Genomic DNA, 23,584 nt, shown 5'->3' with positions numbered 1-23,584 from the left:
GGCACTCGCAGGCCCGAGGGTGTGGCGATGGTCGAAGAGCTTGCCGCGCAAGCCAGTTCGCTTGCGGGCCGGCCGGTGGAGGTCGCGTTCGTCGACGTGCTGGGCCCCACCCCCAGCGAGGTGCTGTCGCGGGCGAGGGCGACCGGCCGGCCCGCCATCGTGCTGCCGGCGTTCTTGTCGCGCGGCTATCACGTCCGTGCCGACCTGCCGGCCCACGTCGAGCTGAGCGGCCACCCGAACGCGATCGTCACGCCGGCGCTGGGCCCCAGTGGCCAGGTCGCCCGGATCGTCGGTGACCAGTTGGTGAAATGCGGCTGGCGGCCCGGTGATTCGGTGATCCTCGCGGCGGCGGGAACATCGGACGCCAGGGCGCGCGCCGACCTGCACACCACCGCCACCCTGGTGTCGGCGCTGACCGGGTCGCGCGTGAGCCTGGGCTTCGCGGCCACCGGGGATCCGCAACTGCCGGAAGCGGTGGACGAGGCGAGGCGCCACGCGCCCAACGCGCGCGTCGTGGTCGCCTCCTACCTGCTGGCCGACGGCCTGTTCCAGGAACGGCTGCACGCCTGCGGCGCCGACCTGGTCAGCCGGCCGCTGGGGACCCATCCCGGGCTGGCGCGCCTGATCGCCAGCCGATTCCGCCGGGCCATGCCGCCGGTGCTCGCGCCCACCGCCCGGCACGCTTCGCGGCGACCGGCCGCGCAGCGGTTGGTCCACGACCGCGTCATGCGGCCGAATCCGGTGGCTTAACAGCACCGGCCGGCGAGACGCGCCGGGGGCGGCGACGCTTGCTCTTTACTTCGATACGGGCGATCCTGACAGCATGCCCCGCCGCGAAGAGCCATCGCACGGGCTGCTTGACCCGGTAGCCAAGATGCTGCGGTTGCCGTTCGGCACACCGGAATTCATCGACCGAATCGTCACCGGCGGGGTCAACCAGGTGGGCCGTCAGACGCTACGCATGCTGATCACCACGTGGGACGCCGCCGGCGGCGGCCCCTTCGCCGCCAGCGCGATAGCTTCCACCGGGATGGCCAAGACCGCCGAAACCGTGCAAAGCATGTTCATCGGGCCGGTTTTCGGCCCGCTGCTCAAGATTCTGGGTGCCGACAAGGTAGCCACCCGGGCCTCGCTGTGCGCCTCGCAACTGGTGGGCCTGGGCATCATGCGCTACGGCATTCGCTCCGAGCCGCTGCATTCGATGTCGGTCGACGCGATCGTCGACGCCATCGGCCCGACGATGCAGCGCTACCTCGTCGGCGATATCACCCGCTAGGCGGCGATCCGACCGACCTGGACGAAGCCGTCGGCGGTGACGCGCGCCGGGTACACCGGCACCGAGAAGTTCGGATCGTCCAGGCATTCACCGTCTTCCAGCGAAAAGGCCTGCTTGAGGATCGGTGACTGGACCGCCACCCGGCCCCCGCGGTCGCCGACGATCCCGCGGGAGAGCACGGCCGCACCCGAGAACGGGTCGACGTTACCCACCGCGTACACCGAGCCGTCGTCGAGCCGGAACAACGCCGCCTGGGAACCGTCGTCGAGCAGCACTCCGACGCCCCGGCCCGGGATGAGCCGGTCGTATTCACAGGCCGTCGTCCACACCTGAATATCGTTGAGAAGTGTCATGATTCCTCTCCAGCTCCCGTACGGATCTTCGGCATGCCGATGGACACCGGGATTTTGCGCCCGGCGTGCTCGGTGAATTCCACCGTCGAGTCGACGGCGTCGGGGGCGTTGACGAACGAGACGAAACGCGACATCTTGTCCGGGTCGTCGAGCACGCCCTTCCACTCGCACTTGTAGTTCTGCACATGCCGCTCCATTGCGGCCTCGAATTCGTCGGCCAGGCCCAGCGAGTCCTCGCAGACGACCTCGCGCACGTGGTCGAGGCCGCCCTCGAGCGAATCCACCCACGGGGCCGTGCGCTGCAGCCGGTCGGCGGTCCGGATGTAGTACATGACGAACCGGTCGACGTAGCGGACCAGCGTCTCGGTGTCCAGGTCGCTGGCCAACAGCTGGGCGTGCTTGGGCGTCATGCCACCGTTGCCGCCGACGTAGAGGTTCCAGCCCTTTTCGGTGGCGATGACGCCGACGTCCTTGGAACGCGCCTCGGCGCACTCCCGCGCGCAACCCGAGACGCCCATCTTGATCTTGTGTGGCGCCCGCAGGCCGCGGTAGCGCAGCTCCAGGTCGATCGCCAGCTGCACCGAATCCTGCTGGCCGTACCGGCACCAGTCGGTGCCGACGCAGCTCTTCACGGTGCGCAGCGCCTTACCGTAGGCGTGCCCGGATTCCATGCCGCCGTCGACCAGCCGGCGCCAGATCTCCGGCAACTGGTCGACCCGGGCGCCGAACATGTCGATCCGCTGGCCGCCGGTGATCTTCGTGTAGAGACCGAAGTCCTGCGCGATCTGGCCGATCAGGATCAGGTGCTCGGGCTTGATGTCCCCGCCCGGCACCCGCGGCACCACCGAGTAGCTGCCGTTCTTCTGGATGTTGGCCAGGAAGTGGTCGTTGGAATCCTGCAACGAGGCTTGTTCGCCTTCGAGGATGTGGTCCGAGCCGGTGGAGGCCAGGATGGACGCGACCACGGGTTTGCAGATGTCGCAGCCCTTTCCGCGGCCGAAGCGCTCCAGCAGGCCGGAGAAGGTCCGGATCTCGGTGGCCGAGATGATCTCGAAAAGCTCCGCCCGCGACTGGCTGAAGTGCTCGCAGAGCGCCTTGGACTGTTCGACGCCCTCGGCTTCCAGCAGCTGCTTGAGCAGGGGCACGCACGAGCCGCACGACGTGCCGGCCGCGGTGCACGACTTGAGCGAGGGCACATCGGCGCAGCCGTCGGCGATGGCGCACTTCAGATCGCCCTTGGTGACGTTGTTGCACGAGCAGATCTGCGCGGAGTCCGGCAGCGCGCCGACTCCCAACGCGGGAGCCTCGCCGGAAGCCGGGGCGATGAGCGCGAGCGGATCGCCCGGCAGCTCGCTGCCGACCATCGGCCGCAGCACCCCGTACGACGAGGCATCGCCCACCAGAACGCCGCCGAGCAGGGTCTTCGCGTCGTCGGACAGCACCAGTTTGGCGTAGGTCTTCTTGACCGCGTCGTTGATGGCGACTTCGAGGCAGTTCTCGGTCACGCCCATCGCGTCGCCGAAGCTGGCCACGTCGACACCGAGCAGCTTGAGCTTGGTCGACAGGTCCGCTTCGCCGAACTCCGCGGCGCCGTCGAGCAGGCGGTCGGCCACCACCTCGGCGGAGGTGTATCCCGGCCCCACCAGGCCGTAGCACCTGCCGCCGATCGCGGCGACCTCGCCGACCGCATAGATGTCCGGATCGCTTGTGCGGCAAGCCAAGTCGGTAAGCACGCCGCCGCGCTCGGCAAGTTCCAGACCCGCGGCCCTGGCCAGCTCGTCACGCGGCCGGATGCCGGCCGCGAAAATGACCAACCCGGCGTCGATGACCTCGCCATCGGTCAGGCGCACCCGCACCGACGACACTCCGTCGCCGTGGTCGATCGTTTCGATCGACTCCGTGCCCGTGCCGACGTGCACCGCGATGCCCAGGTCGCCGACCATCTTGGCCAGCAGGGCGCCGCCGCCCTCGTCGATCTGCTGGGCCATCAGGCGCGGCATCATCTCGACGACGTGCGTCTGTAACCCGAACTGGCGCAACGCATTAGCGGCCTCCAGACCCAGCAGGCCACCGCCGATCACGACGCCGGCCGGGGTGCGACCAGCCTCGACCGTGCGCTGGGCGTCTGCCCGGATGGCGTCGAGGTCATCCAGCGTGCGATACACGTGGCACGCCGCCAGGTCGTGGCCGGGCACCGGCGGAACGAACGCATAGGACCCGGTGGCCAGCACCAACGTGTCGTAGCCATGCCGTTGCCCGTCGGCCGTAACAACCGACTTCGCTTCCCGGTCGATCTCGGTGACGCGAGCGTTCAGCACCAACCGAACCCGATCGTCACCCGCGTAGTCGTTGCCCGGCAGCGCCAGCAGCTTGCGATCCCAGCTCTCGGTGTACGAGGTGAGGCCAACGCGGTCGTAAGCCGCGTCGGCCTCCTCAGCCAAAACCGTGATGCGCCAAAGCCCCTCGGCGTCACGCGCCCGGAGCGCCTCGACGAGCCGGTGTCCCACCATGCCGTGCCCGACTACGACGATGTGACCGCCCGCACACTGAGCACGCGAAATCCCGTCTGCAGCCATGGCTTTGAGGTTAGCGGCCAGAAATTACCGCGATTTCGCCCAATGTGACGGTCCTATGACGAGGATCTCACAACTCACAGGGAGCCCTGTGAATATTCGTTCGCCCAAGGCGAACGCCTAGGTGGAACTTTAGCGTGGTCGACTCATGTTTCTCGTTATGACCGGCCGGAAGGGCGCCGGGCACAGCAAACCCACAACAAAGCTCAAGGAAGTACAAGGAGATCCCCATGAGTAACCTCGCACTGTGGTCGCGACCGGCCTGGGACACCGACCGGTGGTTGCGTGACTTCTTCGGCCCCGCCGCCGCGTCGGACTGGTACAAGCCAGTGACCAGCGGTTTCAACCCCGCCGCCGAGATCGTCAAGGACGGCGACGACGCGATCGTACGTGTCGAGCTTCCCGGCGTTGACGTCGAGAAGGACGTCAACGTGGAGGTCGACCGCGGCCGACTCGTGATCCACGGCGAACGCCGTGACGAGCACGCGGAGGAGAAGGACGGGCGGACGCTGCGTGAGGTGCGTTATGGATCCTTCCGCCGGTCGTTCCAGCTGCCGGCCCACGTCACCGGCGACGCCATCACGGCCTCCTACGACGCCGGCGTGCTGACCGTGCGGGTCACCGGCGCCTATGCGGGGAGCCAGGCGCGGCGCATCGAGATCACCAAGTAAGAGGTGGACGACTATCCGGCGGGGTCAACCGACCCCGCCGGATTCCTCTGCCGCGCAACCATTTCCGCCGTGATCAGCGCCAGCGCGCCAGCAGTTCCCCGGCCCGGGCCGCCAGCGCGGCCTGGAAAAAGGGGCCGAAGCTGATGCGGGCGACACCCAGCGGCCCGAAGGACGCCGGGTCGTCCTGATCGGGCAGCGCGATCGCGTTGACCGGCAACGGCAGCTCTGCGGCCAAGCGGCGCAACGTCTCCGGATCGTGCCGGCCCACCGGGTACAGCACATCGGCGCCCGAGTCCGCGGCCTCCGTCAGCCGTGCGATCGCCCGCTCGACACGGTCCGCGTCGTCGCCGTCCTTGCGCAGGAAGAGATCGGTGCGGGCGTTGATCACGACGTGCACCCCGGCCGCATCGGCGGCCGACCGCAGCGCACCCACCAACTCGGCGTGCTCACCGGCGGACCTCAGCCGCTTGCCCTCGGAGTGCACGGTGTCTTCGATGTTCAGCCCGACGGCCCCGGCGCCCAGCAGGCCGTCGATCAGGCGCTCGGCCCGCAGCCCGTAACCGGATTCGACGTCCACCGAGACCGGGACGTCGACCGCGGCCGTGATCTGGGCGACGCGGGCCAGCACGTCGTCGAACGACATGCCCTCCCCGTCGGGTTTGCCGACCGAATCCGCCAGCGGATGGCTGCCTACGGTGAGCGCGGCGAACCCTGCGCCGGTGGCGAGCCGGGCCGACCAGGCGTCCCACACGGTCGGCAGCACCACTGGGTCACCCGGGCGGTGCAGGTCGAGCAGCGCGGTAGCACGGTCGGCGGCGGTCTGACCTGGCATGGGCGTGTTTGCTCCGTGTTCGTTAAGGAAGTGAGTCGCCTGACGTCAGGCTGTGCCGTGGATAGTATCGGGAGCGTACTGTGATCCGTAACACCGCGCGCGCAAGGAGATCCGTTGGGCACCACTACTGAACTCGCCGAACTGCACGAGCTCATCGGCGGCCTGCGGCGGTGCGTGGGCTCCCTGAAGAGCCGCTACGGTGACAGCCCTGCCATGCGGCGCATCGTCATCGACGCCGACCGGATCCTGTCCGACGTCGAACTCCTTGACACCGACGTGTCGGAGTTGGACCTGGCGCGCGCCACCGTGCAGCAGTCGAGCGAGAAGATCGTCATTCCCGACACCCAGTACGACAGCGAATTCTGGCGCGATGTCGACGACGAGGGTGTCGGGGGTCACAGCAGGTCCTGACAACCCAAGCCCCCCGGAAATGAGGGGGTGCTCTCTGTGTACCCTTCGACCAACAGCCCGTTCGAAGAGGAACACTAGATGAGCGCACCCACGGCGAACCGTCCTGCGTCAGGTGTCTTTTCACCCACGCGCGCCCGCATCCCACAACGGACCCTACGTACCGACCGGTGGTGGATGTCGCCGTTGCGGATCGACTTGGGCTTCGCCGCTTTCGTCATCTACGCGACCGTGCGCGCATTCCAACGCGATTACTTCTTCGTCGGCAAGTATCACTACCTGACGCCGTTCTACTCCCCGTGCGTCAGCAAGGCCTGCGGGGCGGCCGGCGACTTCTGGCCGCAGATCTTGCCCGACGTCTGGTGGCTGCCGTACGCGGCGCTGACGTTGCCGTTCCTGCTGCTGTTCCGGTTGACCTGTTACTACTACCGCGGCGCCTACTACCGCACGGTGTGGCAGTCGCCCAGCGCCTGCGCGGTGGCCGAACCGCGCGTGCACTACACCGGCGAGACCAGGTTCCCGCTGATCATCCAGAACAGCCACCGGTACTTCTTCTACATCGCCGGCATCATCTCGGTGATCAACACCTACGACGCGATCATCGCGTTCCACTCCGACGCCGGTCCGGGCGGCTTCGGCTTCGGGCTGGGCAACCTGATCATGGTCGGCAACGTCGTCATGTTGTGGATCTACACCCTGTCCTGCCATTCGTGCCGGCACGTGACCGGCGGGCGGCTCAAGCACTTCTCCAAGCACCCTGTGCGGTACTGGATCTGGACCCAGGTCAGCCACATCAACACCCGGCACAAGATGTACGCCTGGATCACGCTGGGCACCCTGATGCTGACCGACTTCTACATCGCGCTGGTGGCCGGTGGTGCCATCCCTGACCTGAGATTTGTTGGCTGACAAGCCTTTTCACCAAGAATCTGAAATAGCGAGGGTTTTCATGGTTGAGGTCGAGCGGCATGCCTACGACGTAGTCGTCATCGGCGCCGGCGGCGCGGGACTGCGAGCGGTCATCGAGGCGCGGGAACGCGGCCTCAAGGTCGCGGTGGTATGTAAGTCCCTGTTTGGCAAGGCCCACACGGTCATGGCCGAGGGCGGCTGCGCGGCGTCGATGGGCAACACCAACCCGAAAGACAACTGGAAGACCCACTTTGGCGACACGATGCGCGGTGGGAAGTTCCTCAACAACTGGCGGATGGCCGAACTGCACGCCAAGGAGGCACCGGACCGCGTCTGGGAGCTGGAAACCTATGGCGCGCTGTTCGACCGCCTCAAGGACGGCAAGATCAGCCAGCGCAACTTCGGCGGGCACACCTATCCGCGGCTGGCGCACGTCGGTGACCGCACCGGCCTGGAGCTGATCCGCACCATGCAGCAGAAGATCGTTTCGCTGCAGCAGGAGGATTACGCCGAGCTCGGCGACTACGAGGCGCGCATCAAGGTGTTCGCCGAATGCACCATCACCGAGCTGCTCAAGGACGGTGACGCGATCGCCGGGGCGTTCGGCTACTGGCGCGAGACCGGTCAGTTCGTCCTGTTCGAGGCGCCCGCGGTGGTGCTCGCCACCGGCGGCATCGGTAAGTCGTTCAAGGTCACCTCGAACTCCTGGGAGTACACCGGCGACGGGCACGCGCTGGCCCTGCGGGCGGGCGCGTCGCTGATCAACATGGAGTTCGTCCAGTTCCACCCGACCGGGATGGTGTGGCCGCCCAGCGTGAAGGGGATCCTGGTCACCGAGGGTGTCCGCGGTGACGGCGGTGTGCTGAAGAACTCCGAGGGCAAGCGGTTCATGTTCGACTACATCCCGCCGGTGTTCAAAGGCCAGTACGCCGAGACCGAACAAGAGGCCGACCAGTGGCTCAAGGACAACGACTCGGCCCGTCGCACCCCCGACCTGCTGCCTCGCGATGAGGTCGCGCGCGCGATCAACTCCGAGGTCAAGGCCGGCCGGGGCAGCCCACACGGCGGCGTGTTCCTCGACATCGCGTCCCGGTTGACGCCCGAGGAGATCATGCGGCGCCTGCCGTCGATGTACCACCAGTTCAAGGAGCTGGCCGGCGTCGACATCACCAAGGAGCCAATGGAAGTCGGGCCCACCTGCCACTACGTGATGGGCGGTGTCGAGGTGGACGCCGACACCGGTGCCGCCACGGTTCCGGGCCTGTTCGCCGCGGGCGAGTGCTCGGGCGGCATGCACGGCTCCAACCGGCTCGGCGGCAACTCGCTGTCGGACCTGCTGGTCTTCGGCCGGCGGGCCGGCCTGGGCGCGGCCGACTACGTGCGGGCGCTGAGCAGCCGTCCGACGATCTCGGCGGAGGCCGTCGAGACCGCGGCGAAGCGGGCGCTGTCCCCCTTCGAGGGACCAACCGATGGCGCCCCGGCGGAGAACCCCTACACGCTGCAGCTCGAGCTGCAGCAGTCGATGAACGACCTGGTGGGCATCATCCGCAAGGCCGACGAGGTCTCCGAGGCCCTCGCGCGGCTCGACAAGCTCCGCGAGCGCTTCAAGAACATGCACGTGGAGGGCGGCCGCCAGTACAACCCTGGCTGGAACCTGGCCATCGACCTGCGCAACATGCTGCTGGTCAGCGAGTGCGTCGCCAAGGCCGCGCTGGAGCGCACCGAAAGCCGCGGCGGCCACACCCGCGACGACCACCCGGCGATGGACTCGGGGTGGCGCAAGGTGCTGCTGGTCTGCGAGGCCGCCGGTGGCGACGAGGTCATCCCCGACATCAGCGTCACGCGCAAAGACCAGGTGCCGATGCGGTCGGATCTGCTGGAGCTCTTCGAGATCTCCGAGCTGGAGAAGTACTACACGGACGACGAGCTGGCCGAGCATCCAGGACGGAGAGGCTAATGACCTACAACGCGACCATGCGTGTGTGGCGCGGTGACGATGCCAGCGGCGCGCTGCAGGACTTCACGGTTGAGGTCAACGAGGGCGAGGTGGTGCTCGACATCATCCATCGCCTGCAACAGACCCAGACACCCGACCTCGCCGTGCGCTGGAACTGCAAGGCGGGCAAGTGCGGCTCCTGCTCGGCGGAGATCAACGGGGTGCCGCGGTTGTTGTGCATGACCCGGATGTCCACCTTCGCCGAGGACGAGGTGGTGACCGTGACGCCGCTGCGGACCTTCCCGGTGATCCGGGACCTGGTCACCGACGTGTCCTTCAACTACGAGAAGGCGCGCGAGATCCCCGCCTTCGCACCGCCGAAGGATCTGCAGCCGGGCGAGTACCGGATGGCGCAGGAGGACGTGCAGCGCTCGCAGGAGTTCCGCAAGTGCATCGAGTGCTTCCTGTGCCAGAACGTCTGCCACGTGGTCCGCGACCACGAGGAGAACAAGAAGGCGTTCGCCGGCCCGCGCTTCCTGATGCGGATCGCCGAGCTCGAGATGCACCCGCTGGACACGCTGGACCGGCGCAACCAGGCCCAGGAGCAGCACGGGCTGGGCTACTGCAACATCACCAAGTGCTGCACCGAGGTCTGCCCGGAAAACATCAAGATCACCGACAACGCGCTGATCCCGATGAAAGAGCGGGTCGCCGACCGCAAGTACGACCCGGTGGTGTGGCTGGGCAACAAGTTGTTCCGGCGCTGAGTCTGTCGTTAGCCCGGCCGGCCCGCCGGGTACCCGCATAGAACCCAAACTCCGAAAGGCAGCGTGGGAGACATGCGAGAAACCACCAGTGTCAACGAAATCCGAACCGCCATCCGGGAGTTGTCCGTCCGCGCCGATCTGGCACGTAAGGAAGGCCGCCCCGACGACGCCGCCGAGATCGAGCAGCGGATAGCGGGCTTTCGGGCGGAACTCAGCCGGCGCCCGTAGCCGGGCTCAGACGCCGAGGCGCCGGAACACGCTGCGGTGAAACACGATCGGTGCGACGTCGGCGTCCACCGTCACCTCGTTGACCCGCAGCACCACGATCGTGTGGTCCCCGGCGGGAATGAGCTGTTCGATCGCGCTCTCCAGCCACAGTGCGGTGCCCTTGATAAACACCGCGCCGCTCTCCCTGGACTCCGTCTCCAGCCCGGCGAACCGGTCGCCGGTCTTGGCGGCCAGAGTGCGGGCGGCCTCGTCGTGGGCCTCGCCGAGGACGCTGATGCCCAGCATCGGGAGGTCTTTGAGCTTGGGCCACGTCGTCGACGTGTTCTGCACGCAGAACGACACCAGCGGCGGATCCAGGGAGACGGGGACAAAGGTGCTCGCCGCCAGGCCCTCCCGGGTTCCCTGGACTTCGGCGGCGATGGCGACCACCCCCGAGGGAAAGTGACCGAAGGCCTCACGAAGTGTGGACGGTGTCAGGTTCTTGTTCGAGTTCACCGGAATTCATTCGCCCCTTGAGCCGAGAACGGGATTCTCGTTCCCGACCCTACCTGCCGAATATCCGTGCGCCGAAGCCACATCGGGGTGCGCGCGCAGCCTGCTCTTCCAGGCGTTGCGGCCGTAGACGGAGAAGATCGGATCCGATGGGTCGGCCACCCGGCCGGCGCGCGCCCGCAGCCCGGGGGGCAGCGTCAACACCGGGATCCGCGCGTCCAGCCGCGGATTGAAGAAGTACGGCACCGAGATCCGGTCCGCGGGCTGCTCCTCCAGGTTCACCCGGTGCTCGGTGGCGCGCAGGTAACCGCCCGTCGCCACCTCCAGCAGCTCGCCGATGTTGACCACGAAAGCGCCCTCGGCGGGCGGCACGTCGATCCATTCCTCAACACCGGGCCGGCGCACCCGCAAGCCCCGGCTCCCCGGCTCGGCCAGCAGCAGGGTGAGCACGCCCGAGTCCTTGTGCGGACCGACGCCCTGCGCGGTGGCCGCGCTGCGCGGATAGCGCACGATCTTGATCAGGGTGGCCGGCGTCTCGGCGAAGGCCGCATCGAAGACATCCGGTGCGCTGCCCAGCGATGCCGCCCAGTGCCGGAGCAGGGTGCGGGCTACCGCGGACAGCGCCTTATCCCATTCGCCGACGATTCCCGGCAGTTCGGGCAGCGCGGCCGGCCACTGGTTGGGCCCCTGCAGCCACAGGTAGTCCGGCTTGCCGGGCGCCCCGATCGGCGCGCGTTCCGGCCCGATGTCGATCTGCTCCCGCCAATCCACCTGGCCGCGGGTCAGCTCGCCGCCCATCCGGGTGTAACCGCGGAAATGCGGGCTGTGGACCATGGCGACCGCGTCTTTGTCGGCCTGGGGCAGCGCGAACAACCGGCGGGCCGCCTCCAGCAGCCTGCGGGCGAGCTCGTCCGGCACGCCGTGGCCGGTCAGATAGAAGAAGCCCACCTCGTGCGCGGCCTCGCGCAACCCGCGCCGCAATTGGATCGCCGACGTGCGCAGATCCACTACGGGCAGGGTGGTGATGCATCCCATAGTTTGAGATCCGTTTCATTATCGGCGCAGGTCAGAGGCGCCGCAGCGGCTCCCCAACCGGTTGGTTAATTAGACGATGAAATCTAGCTCACATTGACTTGCGTTGAACTGACTCGGAGCGATATTTTAGCGGTGTTACTGGTGGGTAACTTAGAAGTAGTACCCAACCACAAGTGGCATTCTCAACGAGGAGGAAACCGTAGTGAGCCACTACAAGAGCAACGTCCGTGACCAGGTGTTCAACCTGTTCGAGGTTCTGGGCGTTGAGAAGGCTTTGGGCGCCGGCGACTACAGCGATCTGGACGTCGACACCGCGCGCGAAATGTTGTCAGAGATCAGCCGGCTGGCCGAGGGGCCCATCGCCGAGTCGTTCGTCGAGGGTGACCGCAATCCGCCGGTCTTCGACCCGAAGACCCACTCGGTGACGCTGCCGGAGTCGTTCAAGAAGTCGGTCCGCGCGGTCACCGAGGCCGGTTGGGACAAGGTCGGCATCGACGAGGTCCTCGGCGGCATGCCGATGCCTCGCGCCCTGGTGTGGGCGCTGCACGAGCACCTGCTGGGAGCCAACCCCGCCGTGTGGATGTACGGCGGCGGCGCCGGCTTCGCCAACATCCTCTACCACCTCGGCACCGAGGAGCAGAAGAAGTGGGCCGTGATCTGCGCCGAGCGCGGCTGGGGCTCCACCATGGTGCTCACCGAGCCGGACGCCGGTTCGGACGTCGGCGCTGGGCGGACCAAGGCGATCAAGCAGGACGACGGCTCCTGGCACATCGAGGGTGTGAAGCGATTCATCACCTCGGCCGACTCCGGCGACCTGTTCGAGAACATCTTCCACCTGGTGCTGGCACGCCCCGAGGGCGCGGGTCCGGGGACCAAGGGCCTGTCGCTGTTCTTCGTGCCCAAGTTCCTGTTCGACTTCGAGACGGGCGAGCTGGGCGAGCGCAACGGCGTCTTCGTGACCAACGTCGAGCACAAGATGGGCCTGAAGGTGTCGGCCACTTGTGAGCTGTCCTTCGGACAGCACGACGTGCCCGCCAAGGGCTGGCTGGTCGGCGAGGTGCACAACGGCATCGCGCAGATGTTCGAGGTCATCGAGCAGGCCCGCATGATGGTCGGCACCAAGGCCATCGCGACCCTGTCGACCGGCTACCTGAACGCGCTGGAGTACGCCAAGTCCCGCGTGCAGGGCGCCGACATGACGCAGATGACCGACAAGACCGCTCCGCGGGTGACCATCACGCACCACCCCGACGTGCGCCGGTCGCTGATGACCCAGAAGGCCTACGCCGAGGGTCTGCGTGCGCTGTACCTCTACACCGCGACCTATCAGGACGCGGCGGTTGCCGAGGCGGTGCACGGGGTGGACGCCGAGCTGGCCGTCAAGGTCAACGACCTGATGTTGCCGGTGGTCAAGGGCGTCGGATCCGAGCAGGCGTACGCCAAGCTCACCGAGAGCCTGCAGACCTTCGGAGGGTCGGGCTTCCTGCAGGACTACCCGATCGAGCAGTACATCCGGGACGCCAAAATCGACTCCCTCTACGAGGGCACCACGGCCATCCAGGCGCAGGACTTCTTCTTCCGGAAGATCATCCGCGACAAGGGTGTGGCGCTGGCCCACGTGTCGGGCGAGATCCAGAAGTTCGTCGACAGCGAGTCCGGCAACGGCCGGCTGAAGACCGAGCGCGAGCTGCTGGCCAAGGCCCTGGCCGACGTCCAGGCGATGGCGGCCACGCTCACCGGCTACCTGATGGCCGCGCAGGAGGACGTGACCAGCCTCTACAAGGTCGGCCTCGGATCGGTGCGCTTCCTGATGAGCGTCGGCGACCTGGTCATCGGCTGGTTGCTGCAGCAGCAGGCCGCGGTGGCCGTACAGGCGCTGGACGCCGGCGCCAGCGGCGACGAGCGGTCCTTCTACGAGGGCAAGGTCGCGGTGGCCTCGTTCTTCGCGAAGAACTTCCTGCCGCTGTTGGCCAGCACCCGCGAGGTGATCGAGACGCTGGACAACGACATCATGGAGCTCGACGAAGCCGCCTTCTGACAGGCAAAGCAAAAACCCCGCTCCCATCTGGGAGCGGGGTTTTTGTTTCACGGCACGCGTCGCACAAAAGGGCCGCCGCTGGATCCCCTCACTCCAGCGGCGGCCCTTTTCGTACGCCCGTCCGCGGTGACCGGCGGTCGTTTCAGGGATGCCCCGTATTGCCGTCGGGGTCGGGGGGTCAGACCACAACACGGGGTCATCCGGGCACTCGAATACCCGTCCGCCCGAATTACTAACCCGCTGTGACCGATTTCATGAACCGGCCGACCCCGAAGACGGCTCACGCCTCCAGGATCGCGGCCACGCCCTGGCCACCCGCGGCGCAGATCGAGACCAGGGCCCGTAGCGGCTTGGCCGCGCCACCCTTTTGCTCCGCCCTCTTCTGGGCGAGCTGCTTGGCGGCCTGCGCGAGGATGCGCCCACCGGTCGCGGCGAAGGGGTGGCCGGCGGCCAATGACGAGCCGTTGACGTTGAGCTTGGACCGGTCGATCGACCCGAGCGCGGCGTCCAGGCCCAGCCGCTCCTTGCAGTAGTCCTCCGACTCCCACGCTTGCAGGTGGGCCAGCACCACCGAGGCGAAGGCCTCGTGGATCTCGTAGAAGTCGAAGTCCTGCAGGCTCAGGCCGTTCCGGGCCAGCAGCCGCGGCACCGCGTAGGTGGGCGCCATCAGCAGGCCGTCGCGGCCGTTGACGTAGTCCACGGCCGCGGTCTCCGCGTCCACCAGGAAGGCCAGCGGCGGCAGCGAGTGGGCGGCCGCCCACTCCTCGGAGGCCAGCAGCGCAACCGAGGCGCCGTCGGTCAGGGGGGTCGAGTTGCCGGCCGTCATCGTTGCGTCGCCGGACTTCACGCCGAACACCGGCTTGAGCTTCGCCAGCTTCTCCGCCGACGAATCCGGCCGCAGGTTGTCGTCGCGGTAGAGCCCGAGGAACGGGGTGACCAGGTCGTCGAAGAAACCGCGGTCGTAGGCGGCGGCCATGTTGCGGTGGCTGGCCGCGGCCAGCTCGTCCTGGTCGACCCGCTTGATGCCCATCTCCTTGGCGGTGATCGCCTGGTGCTCGCCCATGGACAGTCCGGTGCGCGGCTCGCTGTTGACCGGGATCTGGATGCCCAGGTTGGCGGGCAGAGTGCCGAGCAGCCTCAGCCGCTGGACGTTGGACTTGGACCGGCGCAGCTTGAGCAACGTGCGGCGCAGGTTGTCACCCAGGGCGATCGGCGGGTCCGAAGTGGTGTCCACCCCGCCGGCGGCGGCGACGTCGTAACGCCCGGACGCGATGCCGTCGGCCGCGGCGATGGCCGCCTGCAGCCCGGTGCCGCAGGCCTGCTGCAGGTCGAACGCCGGCGTGTAGGACGACAGCTCGGAGCCCAGCACGCATTCGCGGGTCAGGTTGAAGTCCCGGCTGTGCTTGAGCACGGCACCGCCGACCACCGCGCCCAGTCGTTCGCCGGTCAACCCGAACCGGTCGACCAGCCCACCCAGCGCGGCGGTGAACATGTCCTGATTGGACGCCTCGGCATAGGCGCCGTCGGACCGGGCGAACGGGATGCGGTTGCCGCCGAGCACGGCGACGCGTCGCCGTTGCGAACTGCGCTGGTTGCTTGCCTCGGAACTTGCAGGGGCCACTGTCTTCTCCGTGTATCTGCCGTCTGTCGGTTTTGGGATGCCCGTCTGGGGCCATACTACCCACTGTTCTTACTCTGAAGTAAGTTCGTCCCCGATACGGTGGGCAGTAGGCACACCCCGACTTCGCAAGCGCATGGAAGGTAGCTCCGGTGGCTCCCAAGGTCTCGTCCGATCTGTTTTCTCAGGTTGTCAATTCCGGTCCTGGATCGTTTCTCGCCAAGCAGCTCGGGGTCCCGCAGCCCGAGACGCTGCGCCGCTATCGGCCCGGTGACCCGCCCCTGGCGGGCTCCCTGCTGATCGGCGGCGAGGGGCGCATCGTCGAGCCGCTGCGCGCCGCGCTGGACAAGGACTACGACCTGGTTGGCAACAATCTCGGCGGGCGCTGGGCCGACCAGTTCGGCGGCCTGGTGTTCGACGCCACGGGCATCACGACGCCCGAGGGACTCCGGGGGTTGTACGAGTTCTTCACGCCGCTGCTGCGCAACCTGGGCCATTCGGCGCGCGTCGCGGTGGTCGGCACCACGCCCGACGCCGCCGCCAGTCCGCACGAGCGGATCGCGCAGCGCGCCCTGGAGGGGTTCACCCGCTCGCTGGGCAAGGAGCTGCGCAACGGCACCACGGTGGCGCTGGTGTATGTGTCGCCCGACGCCAAACCCGCTGCGACGGGCCTGGAATCGACCATGCGGTTCATCCTGTCGGCCAAGTCCGCCTATGTCGACGGCCAGGTGTTCTACATCGGCGAGGCCGATTCCACGCCGCCGGCCGACTGGGAGCGGCCGCTGGACGGCAAGGTCGCCATCGTGACCGGCGCCGCCCGCGGCATCGGGGCGACGATCGCGGAGGTGTTCGCCCGCGACGGGGCGCGCGTCGTCGCGATCGACGTCGAGTCGGCCGCCGAGACGCTGGCCGAAACGGCCAGCCGGGTCGGGGGTACCGCGTTATGGCTCGACGTCACCGCCGAGGACGCCGTCGACAAGATCTCCGAGCACCTGCGCGAGCACCACGGCGGCCGCGCCGACGTGCTGGTCAACAACGCAGGCATCACCCGCGACAAGTTGTTGGCCAACATGGACGACGCCCGCTGGGATGCGGTTCTGGCCGTCAATCTCCTTGCCCCGCTACGGCTTACCGAAGGGCTGGTGGCCAACGGCACCATCGGCGAGGGCGGCCGGATCGTCGGGCTGTCCTCGATGGCCGGCATCGCGGGCAACCGCGGGCAGACGAACTACGCCACCACCAAGGCCGGGATGATCGGCCTGACCCAGGCGCTGGCGCCGGAGCTGTACGCCAAGGGCATCACGATCAACGCCGTGGCGCCGGGCTTCATCGAGACCCAGATGACGGCAGCCATCCCGCTTGCCACCCGCGAGGTGGGCCGCCGGATGAACTCGCTGCTGCAGGGCGGCCAACCCGTCGATGTCGCGGAGGCCATCGCCTACTTCGCGAGCCCGGCGTCAAACGCGGTGACGGGCAACGTCATCCGCGTCTGCGGCCAGGCCATGCTGGGCGCATAGCTGAGGAGAACGCGATGAATCAGCCAAGCGGCCTGAAGAACATGCTGCGTGCGGCGGCCGGGGCGCTGCCGGTGGTGTCCCGCGGCGACCAGCTGCCCACCCGCACGGTGGACATCGAGGAACTGCCCATCGACCGCACGAACGTGGCCGAGTACGCCGGGGTCACCGGACTGCGCTACGGCAACAACGTACCGCTCACCTATCCGTTCGCGTTGACCTTTCCCGCGATGATGTCGCTGGTGACCGGCTTCGACTTCCCTTTCGCCGCAATGGGTTCGGTGCACGTCGAGAACCACATCACGCAGTACCGGCCGATCGCGGTCACCGACGCCGTCGGCGTGCACGTGCACGCCGAGAACCTGCGCGAGCACCGCAAAGGTCTGCTGGTCGACTTGGTGACCGATGTGAGCGTCGGCAACGACACCGCGTGGCATCAGGTGACGACCTTCCTGCACCAGCAGCGCACCAGCCTGTCCGACGAGCCCAAGCCGCCACCACAGAAGCAGCCCAAGCTGCCCCCGCCCAGCACCGTCCTGCGCGTCAGCCCCGGCCTGATCCGGCGCTACGCCGTCGTCGGCGGCGATCACAACCCGATCCACACCAACCCGATCGCGGCCAAGCTGTTCGGCTTCCCCACCGTCATCGCGCATGGAATGTTCAGTGCGGCGGCGGTATTGGCCAACATCGAGGCGCGGTTCCCGGACGCCGTGAAGTATTCCGTGCGGTTCGGCAAACCGCTCGTGCTCCCCGGCACCGCGGGTCTCTACATCGACGAGGGCCACGACCACTGGGACATCTCGCTGCGCAACATCGCCAAGGGCTACCCGTACCTGACCGGCTCGGTCCGGGCGCTTTAGCGGCGCTTTAGCCCGAGTGCGTCGGGCCTCGGCCCTTGGCAAGCACTTTCAGCCCGTGGGCGCTGGTCGCGGTCAGCAGGAAGAGCAGAAACAACCACAACGGCGGGCGGGCGAGTTCCCAGACGAAGATGGCCGCCCAGATCGGTGAGCCCTGCGTCACCGCGAGCACGCCTGCGGCCCCCGCCAGCGACACCGCCGGCACGTGGAGGCTGGTCCCCGCGGCCCAGTTGATCGTCAGCACGAGCGCCGCGCCGGCGGCCGCGCCGGTGGCAAGCGAGGGTGTCAGCATCCCGCCGGCCCCGCCGGCGCGCAGAAACAACGCGGTCAGCAGGGGTTTCAGAGCCAGAATCGCGAGCGCCGACAGCAGCGTCATGCCGCTGGCCAGGCTGACTGTCAGGATGCTGCGGCCGTTGCCGGGCAACTCGGGCCACCAATGCGAACAGATGCCCATCACCAACCCGGCGCCGGCGAGCGCGGGGACCAGCACCCAGCTCCGCATCTGCTTGGCCGGTCGTGCCGCCGCCATCAGCCGGTTGAACGCCAGTCCCACCGCGAGGGTCAGCGGCGCCAGCAGCAGCCCATGCGCGGTCAGCAGGTACGTGGACTCCCCGATCGGCCACTGCAGGTTGGGTTCGTCGCGCGTGATGGCCGAGCCGACGGCGACCGCCAGGCTGGAGGAAATGAACGCCGCGCCGAGCGCCCGCGGCTGCCAGGTGTTGAGCAGGATCCGCGCCGAGAACAGCGCACCGGCCAGTGGCACGGCGTACACGGCGCCGAGCCCGGCGCCGGCCGCGCAAGCCAGCAACACCTCGCGGTCGCGGGGCGATAGCCGCTTGATCCAAGCCGTCCCGAAATCGCCTAGTGCCGCGGCGAATTGACGCGGCGCCCCCTCCCGGCCGAGGGATGCCCCGGAGCCGACCAGCAGCACCTGCAGCATCGCGTCGACGCTCCAGCAAAGCCGCGGTACCCGCTCGCGGCGCGCGATGGTCTCCGCCAGGGGCGGCACGTGCGTCCTGCTCCGCAGCAACCACCACCCGATCCCCGCCAACGCAGCGCCGATCATCGGCCCCACCACGCGGCGCACCGGGCTGCTGCCGGCAACGCCGACCAGCAGCGCGCCAAACGTGTAGTGATAGGTGACGTGCTGGACGAAGCGCAGCACGAACGTCGTCGCCAGCCCGGCGACCCCGGCCAGCAACCCGACGATGACTACGGCGCAAAAGAAGTCGACGTTGCGGGCGGGCGGTCGAGCCACATGACGAATGTAGGGGCTAGCGCCGGCCCGCGCTGGAGCCACCCTTCTTGGGCAGCGCCGCCGCGGCGGCCTCCCGCTCCTCGGGCCCGCCCCGCAGTCCGTGCCAGAACAGGTTGATCATCAGCTCGGCCGCCTCGTCGGCGTCGATGTCGCCGGTGCTGAGCTGGTTGGCCATCGCCTCGCCTGCGCCCACCAGCGCGACGGCCATCATCTCGTGTTCGCGGTCGGTCCGCCTGCTGCGGCTGCCGGCCCGCACCAGCCCGGCGACCAGCTCGATGATCTGTTCACGCCCTTCGCGCACCATGTGCGCGAAGGCCTGCGAGCTGGTGGCCTGGGTGTACATCACGATCCACGACGCCCGGTTGGCGTCGATGTAGCGCATGAACGCCACGATGGTGTTGCGCAGCAAGTCTTTCGGGCTCTGCGTGAAGTCGATGTCGGCGCGGACGGCGTCGATGAACCGGCCCATCTCCCGGTTCAGGCAGGCGCCGAACAGGTCCTCCTTGGAGCCGTAGTACAGGTACAGCATCGGCTTGGAGATCTGCGCCTCGGCGGCGATGGCATCCATCGAAGTCTCGTGGTAGCCGTTGACCGAGAACATCTGCACCGCGGCGTCGAGCATTTGTTGCTCACGGACAGCGCGCGGTAACCGCTTCGTGCCACCCGCCATCGCTTGCCTCTCTAGCCCGTCTATCTGACCCCAGAGTAAGCAACGCGCCGGGTCGGCACACGCTTTAGTGCCCGCAGGCGGGGCTGCGGCCCTTCATCGTCGCGACCCGCGTCAGCGCGTCGTCGACCCGCTGCGCGGGCAACTCGCCGCCCGCCACCGCCTTCTGCAGGCGGTCCAAGACCGCGGGCACCTCGTCGGTGGTAACCCAGAGCGCGACGTCGGTGCCGGCCTGCAGGGTGCGCAGCACCGCCTCGGCGACGCCGTACCTGTCCGAGATGGCGCCCATGCTGGACAGATCGTCGGTGAAGACCGGGCCGTTGAACGGCGGAGCGCCGTAACCGACACCGTTGCGCAGCAGCTGCACCGCCGCGGGGCTGAGGCTGGCCGGGTCGTCTCCGGTCAGCCCGGGGACCTGCAGGTGGCCGAGCATTACCGCGACCGGGGTCGCGGTGATCAGCGTCCGGTACGGCACCAGGTCGAGGTTCTGCAGGTCACTCAGCGGCGGCGTCACCACACCGCCGGTGTGCGAGTCACCCGAGCCGTGCCCGTGTCCGGGAAAGTGCTTGAGCACCGGCAGCAGCCCGGCGTCGCGCAGGCCTTGTGCGTACGCCCCGGCGTAGGCGATGACCGTGTTGGGGTCGCCCCCGAACGAGCGGTCGCCGATCACGCCGGTGGTGGCGTCGGTGACGTCGACGACGGGAGCGAAGTCGATGGTGATGCCCAGCTCGCGCATCTTCTTTCCGCGCTCGGCCGCCAGGTCGTGGACCTGGGCGACGGTCTGGGTCTGGGCCAGCTGGCGGGGCGACGGCGCCTCGCCGATCAGCGCCCGCAACCGCGACACCCGGCCGCCCTCCTCGTCGACACTGACCGCTAAGGGCAGCGGTCCCGCCTTCGCCGCGATGTCGGCGAGCGGGCCTTTGAAGATCGCCAGGTCCGTCCAGCTGCCGATGAAGATGCCGCCCACGTGGTAGCCGTCGACCACCGAGCGGGCGTCATCGGCGTTCTTCACGCCCACCATCAGCAGCTGGGCCAGCTTGTCGCGGACCGGCAGCTTGGTGACGTCGCCGCAGGCCGGCGGCGCCGGGGCGGCCGCAGGCTTGCCGGCCGAGGTCGACGGCCCCGGTGGCCGGGCGGCGTGGTGAGCGCAGCCTGCCAGCAACGCCGACACGGAGACAAGCACGGCCAAGGTGCGCGAAAATGACATCGGGCCATGCTTTCATGGCGCTATCCGGGCCTCCGGATCTGGGGAGCGACGAGGTTTTCGTCGGGGGTTTTCTTCTTCGGCTGCGGGGGCACTACTGGGCTGGTGCCAGCGGGGCTAGGGGGCAAGATGCCAGCGTTGACCGGTTTCACCCTGGCCGCGGCGGCCAGCATCGCGGTGGGTCTGTCGGTGGGTGTCGCTACGACGGTCGGCGTCACGCTGGCCGTCGCCGACCACGGCGTGGCACCGGCGCGGGGCCATCCGGCTTCGCTTAACCCGCTGGGCCCCCATCAGGTCCAATACGGCGACCGGTGCTTTCACGGCCACTGCCTGCCCTGACGAGCGCGCCGGGGAGCCGACGCCCTTCTGCTAGGTTGGCGCTAAGCCGACTACGTTTTCCCGATGCTGTTAGGAGCCGTCGATGAACCGGATCATTGCGCCCGCCGCCGCGAGCGTGGTGGTTGGTCTGTTGCTCGGCGCGGCAGCCATCTTCGGGATCACCTTGATGGTGCAGCAGGACACGAAACCGCCACTCCCCGGGGGCGATCCGCAGTCGTCAGTTCTCAACCGGGTCGAGTACGGCAACCGTAGCTAGCGGCGAAGCCGGGCGCAGTGGATCGCCGCCTGCGGACTCAGCGGCGATAGCGGCGGCCGGCGCGCCGGATGCACGCCTGCCGGTCGCGCCCGTTTCGCGCCGATGGTTGTGGTTGGTCGGTGCGCTCGCCTGCGCGCTGACGTTCGGCCAGTCCCCCGGCCGGGTCTCCCCCGACACCAAACTCGACCTCACCGCCAACCCGCTGCGCTTCCTGGCCCGGGCCACCAACCTGTGGAACAGCGACCTGCCGTTCGGGCAGGCGCAGAACCAGGCCTACGGCTACCTGTTCCCGCACGGCACCTTCTTCGCGATCGGCCATCTGCTCTCCGTGCCGGGATGGATCACCCAACGGCTCTGGTGGGCGCTGCTGCTCACCATCGGCTTCTGGGGGCTGTTGCGGGTCGCCGAGGCGCTCGGGATCGGCAGCCCGGCGTCGCGGGCGATCGGCGCCGCGGCGTTCGCGCTGTCGCCGCGGGTGCTGACCACCCTTGGATCCATCTCGTCGGAAACCCTGCCGATGATGTTGGCGCCGTGGGTGTTGCTGCCCACGATCCTGGCGCTGAAATCGGGGGGGCGGGCTTCCGTCAACCGGTCGATGCGAGTGCTCGCCGCGCAGGCCGGTCTGGCCGTCGCGTTGATGGGGGCGGTCAACGCGATCGCCACGCTGGCCGGCTGCCTGCCCGCGGTGATCTGGTGGGCGTGCCACCGGCCGAACCGGTTGTGGTGGCGCTACACCGGGTGGTGGCTGGTGTCGCTGTTCCTGGCGATGCTGTGGTGGGTTGTCGCGCTGGTGATGCTGCGTGCCATCAGCCCGCCCTTCCTGGACTTCATCGAATCCTCCGGTGTGACAACGCAATGGTCGTCGCTGACCGAGATGCTGCGCGGCACCGACAGCTGGACCCCGTACGTGGCGCCGACGGCCACCGCGGGCGCCCCGCTGGTGACCGGCTCGGCGGCCGTGCTGGCCACCTGTCTGGTCGCGGCGGCGGGGCTGGCGGGACTGGCCAGCCCGCGGATGCCGGCGCGCGGACGGCTGGTGACGATGCTGCTGGCCGGTGTGGTGTTGATGGCCGCCGGTTACAGCGGCGGGCTGGGCTCGCCGGTGGCCCACGCCGTGCAGGCGTTCCTGGACGCCGGCGGAGCGCCGCTGCGCAACGTGCACAAGCTGGGGTCGGTGATCCGGATTCCGATCGTCCTGGGCATCGCCCAGGTGTTGGGCCGGATACCGCTGCCCGGTCGGGAGCCCGTCTCGGCGTGGCTGCGCGCGTTCGCCCACCCCGAGCGCGACCGGCGGGTGGCGGTCGCGATCGTCGTGTTGACGGCGCTGATGGTGAGCACCTCGCTGGCGTGGACCGGCCGGCTGACCCCGCCCGGCACCTTCAGCGCGATTCCCCGCTACTGGCAGGAGACGGCCGACTGGCTCAGCGAGCACAACACGGGCACGCCGGTCCCCGGCCGGGTGCTGGTGGCCCCGGGGGCGCCGTTCGCCACGCAGGTGTGGGGCACCAGCCATGACGAGCCGCTGCAGGTGCTCGGCAGCAGTCCGTGGGGCGTGCGCGACTCGATCCCGTTGACCCCGCCGCAGACCATCCGGGCGCTGGACTCGGTGCAACGCCTGTTCGCCGCCGGGCGTCCCTCGGCCGGCCTGGCCGATACCCTTGCCCGCCAAGGCATTTCGTATGTGGTGGTGCGCAACGACCTGGATCCGGATACGTCCCGCTCGGCGCGGCCCCTCCTGGTGCACCGCGCCGTCGACGGGTCCCCGGGGCTGCGGAAGGTGGCGCAGTTCGGCGAGCCGGTGGGTCCCGGCACCCTGGCGGGCTTTGTCGCCGACAGCGGACTGCGTCCGCGCTACCCGGCCGTAGAGGTTTACCGGGTGGAGGTCGCCGGCGCGACGTCGGGCATCGCGGTGGAGTCCGACGACGAGCTCGACACGGTGATCCGGCCGCCGCTCCAGGCGCCGACGACCGGGTCGGCCCCGGGGACGGGATAGTCGGGCACCCGGTTGTAGGTATGCCGTGCGTCGCCCGCGGCCCGGATGGCCGACGAATGTTGGTCCACCCGGCCGTAATCGGTCTCGCGGGCCACCGGGGTGTCGGTGACGGTCACCGAGGGCACCGGCAATCCGGCGCCGCGCGCGTCGGCGGTCATCAGCGCGGGGCCCAGCGTCGGCAGGCCCTGCAGCCGGCGCCGCTCGTCGAGGCGCAGCAGCGCCTCCGGTCCGCCGTCCACCCGGGGCAACCGGTCGACGTCCGCGAAGTAGGGGGCGCCCGGATCGCCGGCGACCTCCACCCGGTAAACCTCTACGGCCGGGTAGCGCGGACGCAGTCCGCTGGCGGCGACAAAGCCCGCC

The 23,584-nt window shown here is 68.6% G+C and carries 23 protein-coding genes and 1 pseudogene; 14 read left to right on the top strand and 10 right to left on the bottom strand.

Annotated elements, in window-relative coordinates:
- Together A5709_RS23625 and A5709_RS23620 are read left to right on the top strand one after the other, a co-directional pair.
- Positions 1 to 750: sirohydrochlorin chelatase (locus A5709_RS23625; protein WP_067949430.1), on the top strand; the 750-nt coding region annotated here is incomplete at its 5' end.
- A 73-nt stretch (positions 751 to 823) separates the two neighbouring features.
- Positions 824 to 1,276, top strand: coding sequence for a hypothetical protein (locus tag A5709_RS23620; protein WP_067949428.1), 453 nt, complete (start codon positions 824 to 826; stop codon positions 1,274 to 1,276).
- Here A5709_RS23620 and nirD read toward each other — a convergent pair.
- The gene (gene nirD / locus A5709_RS23615) at positions 1,273 to 1,629 is read right to left on the bottom strand and encodes a nitrite reductase small subunit NirD (protein WP_067200568.1); all 357 of its coding nucleotides are present in this window, start codon (positions 1,627 to 1,629) and stop codon (positions 1,273 to 1,275) included. The two genes, A5709_RS23620 and nirD, sit on opposite strands and share 4 nt — an antisense overlap.
- The gene (nirB, locus tag A5709_RS23610) at positions 1,626 to 4,205 is read right to left on the bottom strand and encodes a nitrite reductase large subunit NirB (protein WP_082953525.1); all 2,580 of its coding nucleotides are present in this window, start codon (positions 4,203 to 4,205) and stop codon (positions 1,626 to 1,628) included. The genes nirD and nirB overlap by 4 nt, the downstream gene beginning before the upstream one ends.
- 227 nt (positions 4,206 to 4,432) lie before the next feature.
- Between nirB and A5709_RS23605 the strand changes: the two genes are divergently transcribed.
- Positions 4,433 to 4,873, top strand: a complete 441-nt coding sequence (locus A5709_RS23605) for an Hsp20/alpha crystallin family protein (RefSeq protein WP_067949425.1) — start codon at positions 4,433 to 4,435, stop codon at positions 4,871 to 4,873.
- Between the two features lie 73 nt (positions 4,874 to 4,946).
- Here the strand turns inward: A5709_RS23605 and A5709_RS23600 are convergent, their stop codons facing one another.
- Complete coding sequence (locus A5709_RS23600; protein WP_068122850.1) at positions 4,947 to 5,705, bottom strand: isocitrate lyase/phosphoenolpyruvate mutase family protein; 759 nt, start codon at positions 5,703 to 5,705, stop codon at positions 4,947 to 4,949.
- 114 nt (positions 5,706 to 5,819) lie between these two features.
- On the opposite strand from A5709_RS23600, the gene A5709_RS23595 reads away from it, so the two are divergent.
- The 5 genes from A5709_RS23595 to A5709_RS28555 all read left to right on the top strand — a co-directional run bounded on the left by A5709_RS23595 (position 5,820) and on the right by A5709_RS28555 (position 9,953).
- Positions 5,820 to 6,116 carry a hypothetical protein gene (locus tag A5709_RS23595; RefSeq protein WP_067948350.1) on the top strand — a complete coding sequence of 99 codons (297 nt, stop codon included), beginning with the start codon at positions 5,820 to 5,822 and terminating at the stop codon, positions 6,114 to 6,116.
- 78 nt (positions 6,117 to 6,194) lie between these two features.
- A complete protein-coding gene (locus A5709_RS23590; protein ID WP_067948348.1) occupies positions 6,195 to 7,022 on the top strand; it encodes a hypothetical protein in 828 nt (275 codons plus the stop codon).
- Positions 7,023 to 7,062: 40 nt separating this feature from the next.
- A complete protein-coding gene (locus A5709_RS23585; RefSeq protein WP_067948345.1) occupies positions 7,063 to 8,979 on the top strand; it encodes a fumarate reductase/succinate dehydrogenase flavoprotein subunit in 1,917 nt (638 codons plus the stop codon).
- Positions 8,979 to 9,725 carry a succinate dehydrogenase/fumarate reductase iron-sulfur subunit gene (locus tag A5709_RS23580; RefSeq protein WP_067948343.1) on the top strand — a complete coding sequence of 249 codons (747 nt, stop codon included), beginning with the start codon at positions 8,979 to 8,981 and terminating at the stop codon, positions 9,723 to 9,725. The genes A5709_RS23585 and A5709_RS23580 overlap by 1 nt, the downstream gene beginning before the upstream one ends.
- A gap of 72 nt (positions 9,726 to 9,797) precedes the next feature.
- Positions 9,798 to 9,953 (top strand): hypothetical protein, encoded by a 156-nt coding sequence (locus A5709_RS28555; protein WP_197498680.1) that lies wholly within the window; start codon positions 9,798 to 9,800, stop codon positions 9,951 to 9,953.
- Positions 9,954 to 9,959: 6 nt separating this feature from the next.
- On the opposite strand, the gene A5709_RS23575 is transcribed toward A5709_RS28555, so the two are convergent.
- Both A5709_RS23575 and A5709_RS23570 read right to left on the bottom strand, forming a co-directional pair.
- A complete protein-coding gene (locus A5709_RS23575) occupies positions 9,960 to 10,448 on the bottom strand; it encodes a flavin reductase family protein (protein ID WP_067948341.1) in 489 nt (162 codons plus the stop codon).
- Between the two features lie 6 nt (positions 10,449 to 10,454).
- Positions 10,455 to 11,480: an isopenicillin N synthase family oxygenase gene (locus A5709_RS23570; protein WP_068122847.1), complete on the bottom strand. Its 1,026-nt coding sequence runs from the start codon at positions 11,478 to 11,480 to the stop codon at positions 10,455 to 10,457.
- A gap of 202 nt (positions 11,481 to 11,682) precedes the next feature.
- Here A5709_RS23570 and A5709_RS23565 point away from each other — a divergent pair, with 202 nt between their 5' ends.
- Positions 11,683 to 13,518 carry an acyl-CoA dehydrogenase gene (locus A5709_RS23565; RefSeq protein WP_067948337.1) on the top strand — a complete coding sequence of 612 codons (1,836 nt, stop codon included), beginning with the start codon at positions 11,683 to 11,685 and terminating at the stop codon, positions 13,516 to 13,518.
- 280 nt (positions 13,519 to 13,798) lie between these two features.
- Here A5709_RS23565 and A5709_RS23560 read toward each other — a convergent pair whose 3' ends face one another.
- Positions 13,799 to 15,139, bottom strand: a complete 1,341-nt coding sequence (locus A5709_RS23560; protein ID WP_067948478.1) for an acetyl-CoA C-acetyltransferase — start codon at positions 15,137 to 15,139, stop codon at positions 13,799 to 13,801.
- 149 nt (positions 15,140 to 15,288) lie between these two features.
- Between A5709_RS23560 and A5709_RS23555 the strand changes: the two genes are divergently transcribed.
- Together A5709_RS23555 and A5709_RS23550 are read left to right on the top strand one after the other, a co-directional pair.
- Positions 15,289 to 16,653: a 3-oxoacyl-ACP reductase gene (locus A5709_RS23555; protein WP_067948476.1), complete on the top strand. Its 1,365-nt coding sequence runs from the start codon at positions 15,289 to 15,291 to the stop codon at positions 16,651 to 16,653.
- A gap of 14 nt (positions 16,654 to 16,667) precedes the next feature.
- Positions 16,668 to 17,510, top strand: a complete 843-nt coding sequence (locus tag A5709_RS23550; protein ID WP_068122844.1) for a MaoC/PaaZ C-terminal domain-containing protein — start codon at positions 16,668 to 16,670, stop codon at positions 17,508 to 17,510.
- Between the two features lie 7 nt (positions 17,511 to 17,517).
- Here A5709_RS23550 and A5709_RS23545 read toward each other — a convergent pair whose 3' ends face one another.
- The 3 genes from A5709_RS23545 to A5709_RS23535 form a co-directional block, all read right to left on the bottom strand.
- Positions 17,518 to 18,765 carry a chloride channel protein gene (locus tag A5709_RS23545; RefSeq protein WP_082974348.1) on the bottom strand — a complete coding sequence of 416 codons (1,248 nt, stop codon included), beginning with the start codon at positions 18,763 to 18,765 and terminating at the stop codon, positions 17,518 to 17,520.
- A gap of 16 nt (positions 18,766 to 18,781) precedes the next feature.
- Positions 18,782 to 19,435 (bottom strand): TetR/AcrR family transcriptional regulator, encoded by a 654-nt coding sequence (locus tag A5709_RS23540; RefSeq protein ID WP_067948472.1) that lies wholly within the window; start codon positions 19,433 to 19,435, stop codon positions 18,782 to 18,784.
- Between the two features lie 64 nt (positions 19,436 to 19,499).
- Complete coding sequence (locus tag A5709_RS23535; protein ID WP_068122841.1) at positions 19,500 to 20,639, bottom strand: glycoside hydrolase family 3 N-terminal domain-containing protein; 1,140 nt, start codon at positions 20,637 to 20,639, stop codon at positions 19,500 to 19,502.
- 135 nt (positions 20,640 to 20,774) lie between these two features.
- Here A5709_RS23535 and A5709_RS23530 point away from each other — a divergent pair, with 135 nt between their 5' ends.
- The 3 genes and pseudogenes from A5709_RS23530 to A5709_RS23520 all read left to right on the top strand — a co-directional run.
- Entirely contained in the window at positions 20,775 to 20,975 is a 201-nt protein-coding gene (locus A5709_RS23530; RefSeq protein WP_067948480.1) for a DUF2613 family protein, read from the top strand.
- Positions 20,976 to 21,057: 82 nt separating this feature from the next.
- On the top strand, positions 21,058 to 21,231 hold the full coding sequence (locus tag A5709_RS23525; protein ID WP_065443914.1) for a DUF2613 domain-containing protein: 174 nt from the start codon (positions 21,058 to 21,060) through the stop codon (positions 21,229 to 21,231).
- A gap of 76 nt (positions 21,232 to 21,307) precedes the next feature.
- Positions 21,308 to 23,170, top strand: a pseudogene (locus A5709_RS23520) (DUF3367 domain-containing protein); the annotation flags it as partial.
- Here the strand turns inward: A5709_RS23520 and A5709_RS29310 are convergent.
- Positions 23,101 to 23,523: an alpha-(1->3)-arabinofuranosyltransferase family protein gene (locus A5709_RS29310; protein ID WP_369827396.1), complete on the bottom strand. Its 423-nt coding sequence runs from the start codon at positions 23,521 to 23,523 to the stop codon at positions 23,101 to 23,103. The pseudogene A5709_RS23520 and the gene A5709_RS29310 overlap by 70 nt on opposite strands.
- Positions 23,524 to 23,584: the final 61 nt, after the last annotated feature.

The sequence above is a fragment of the Mycobacterium sp. E1386 genome (assembly GCF_001672745.1).
Taxonomy (GTDB): Bacteria; Actinomycetota; Actinomycetes; order Mycobacteriales; family Mycobacteriaceae; genus Mycobacterium.
This window is presented reverse-complemented; position numbering and strand designations above follow the sequence as displayed.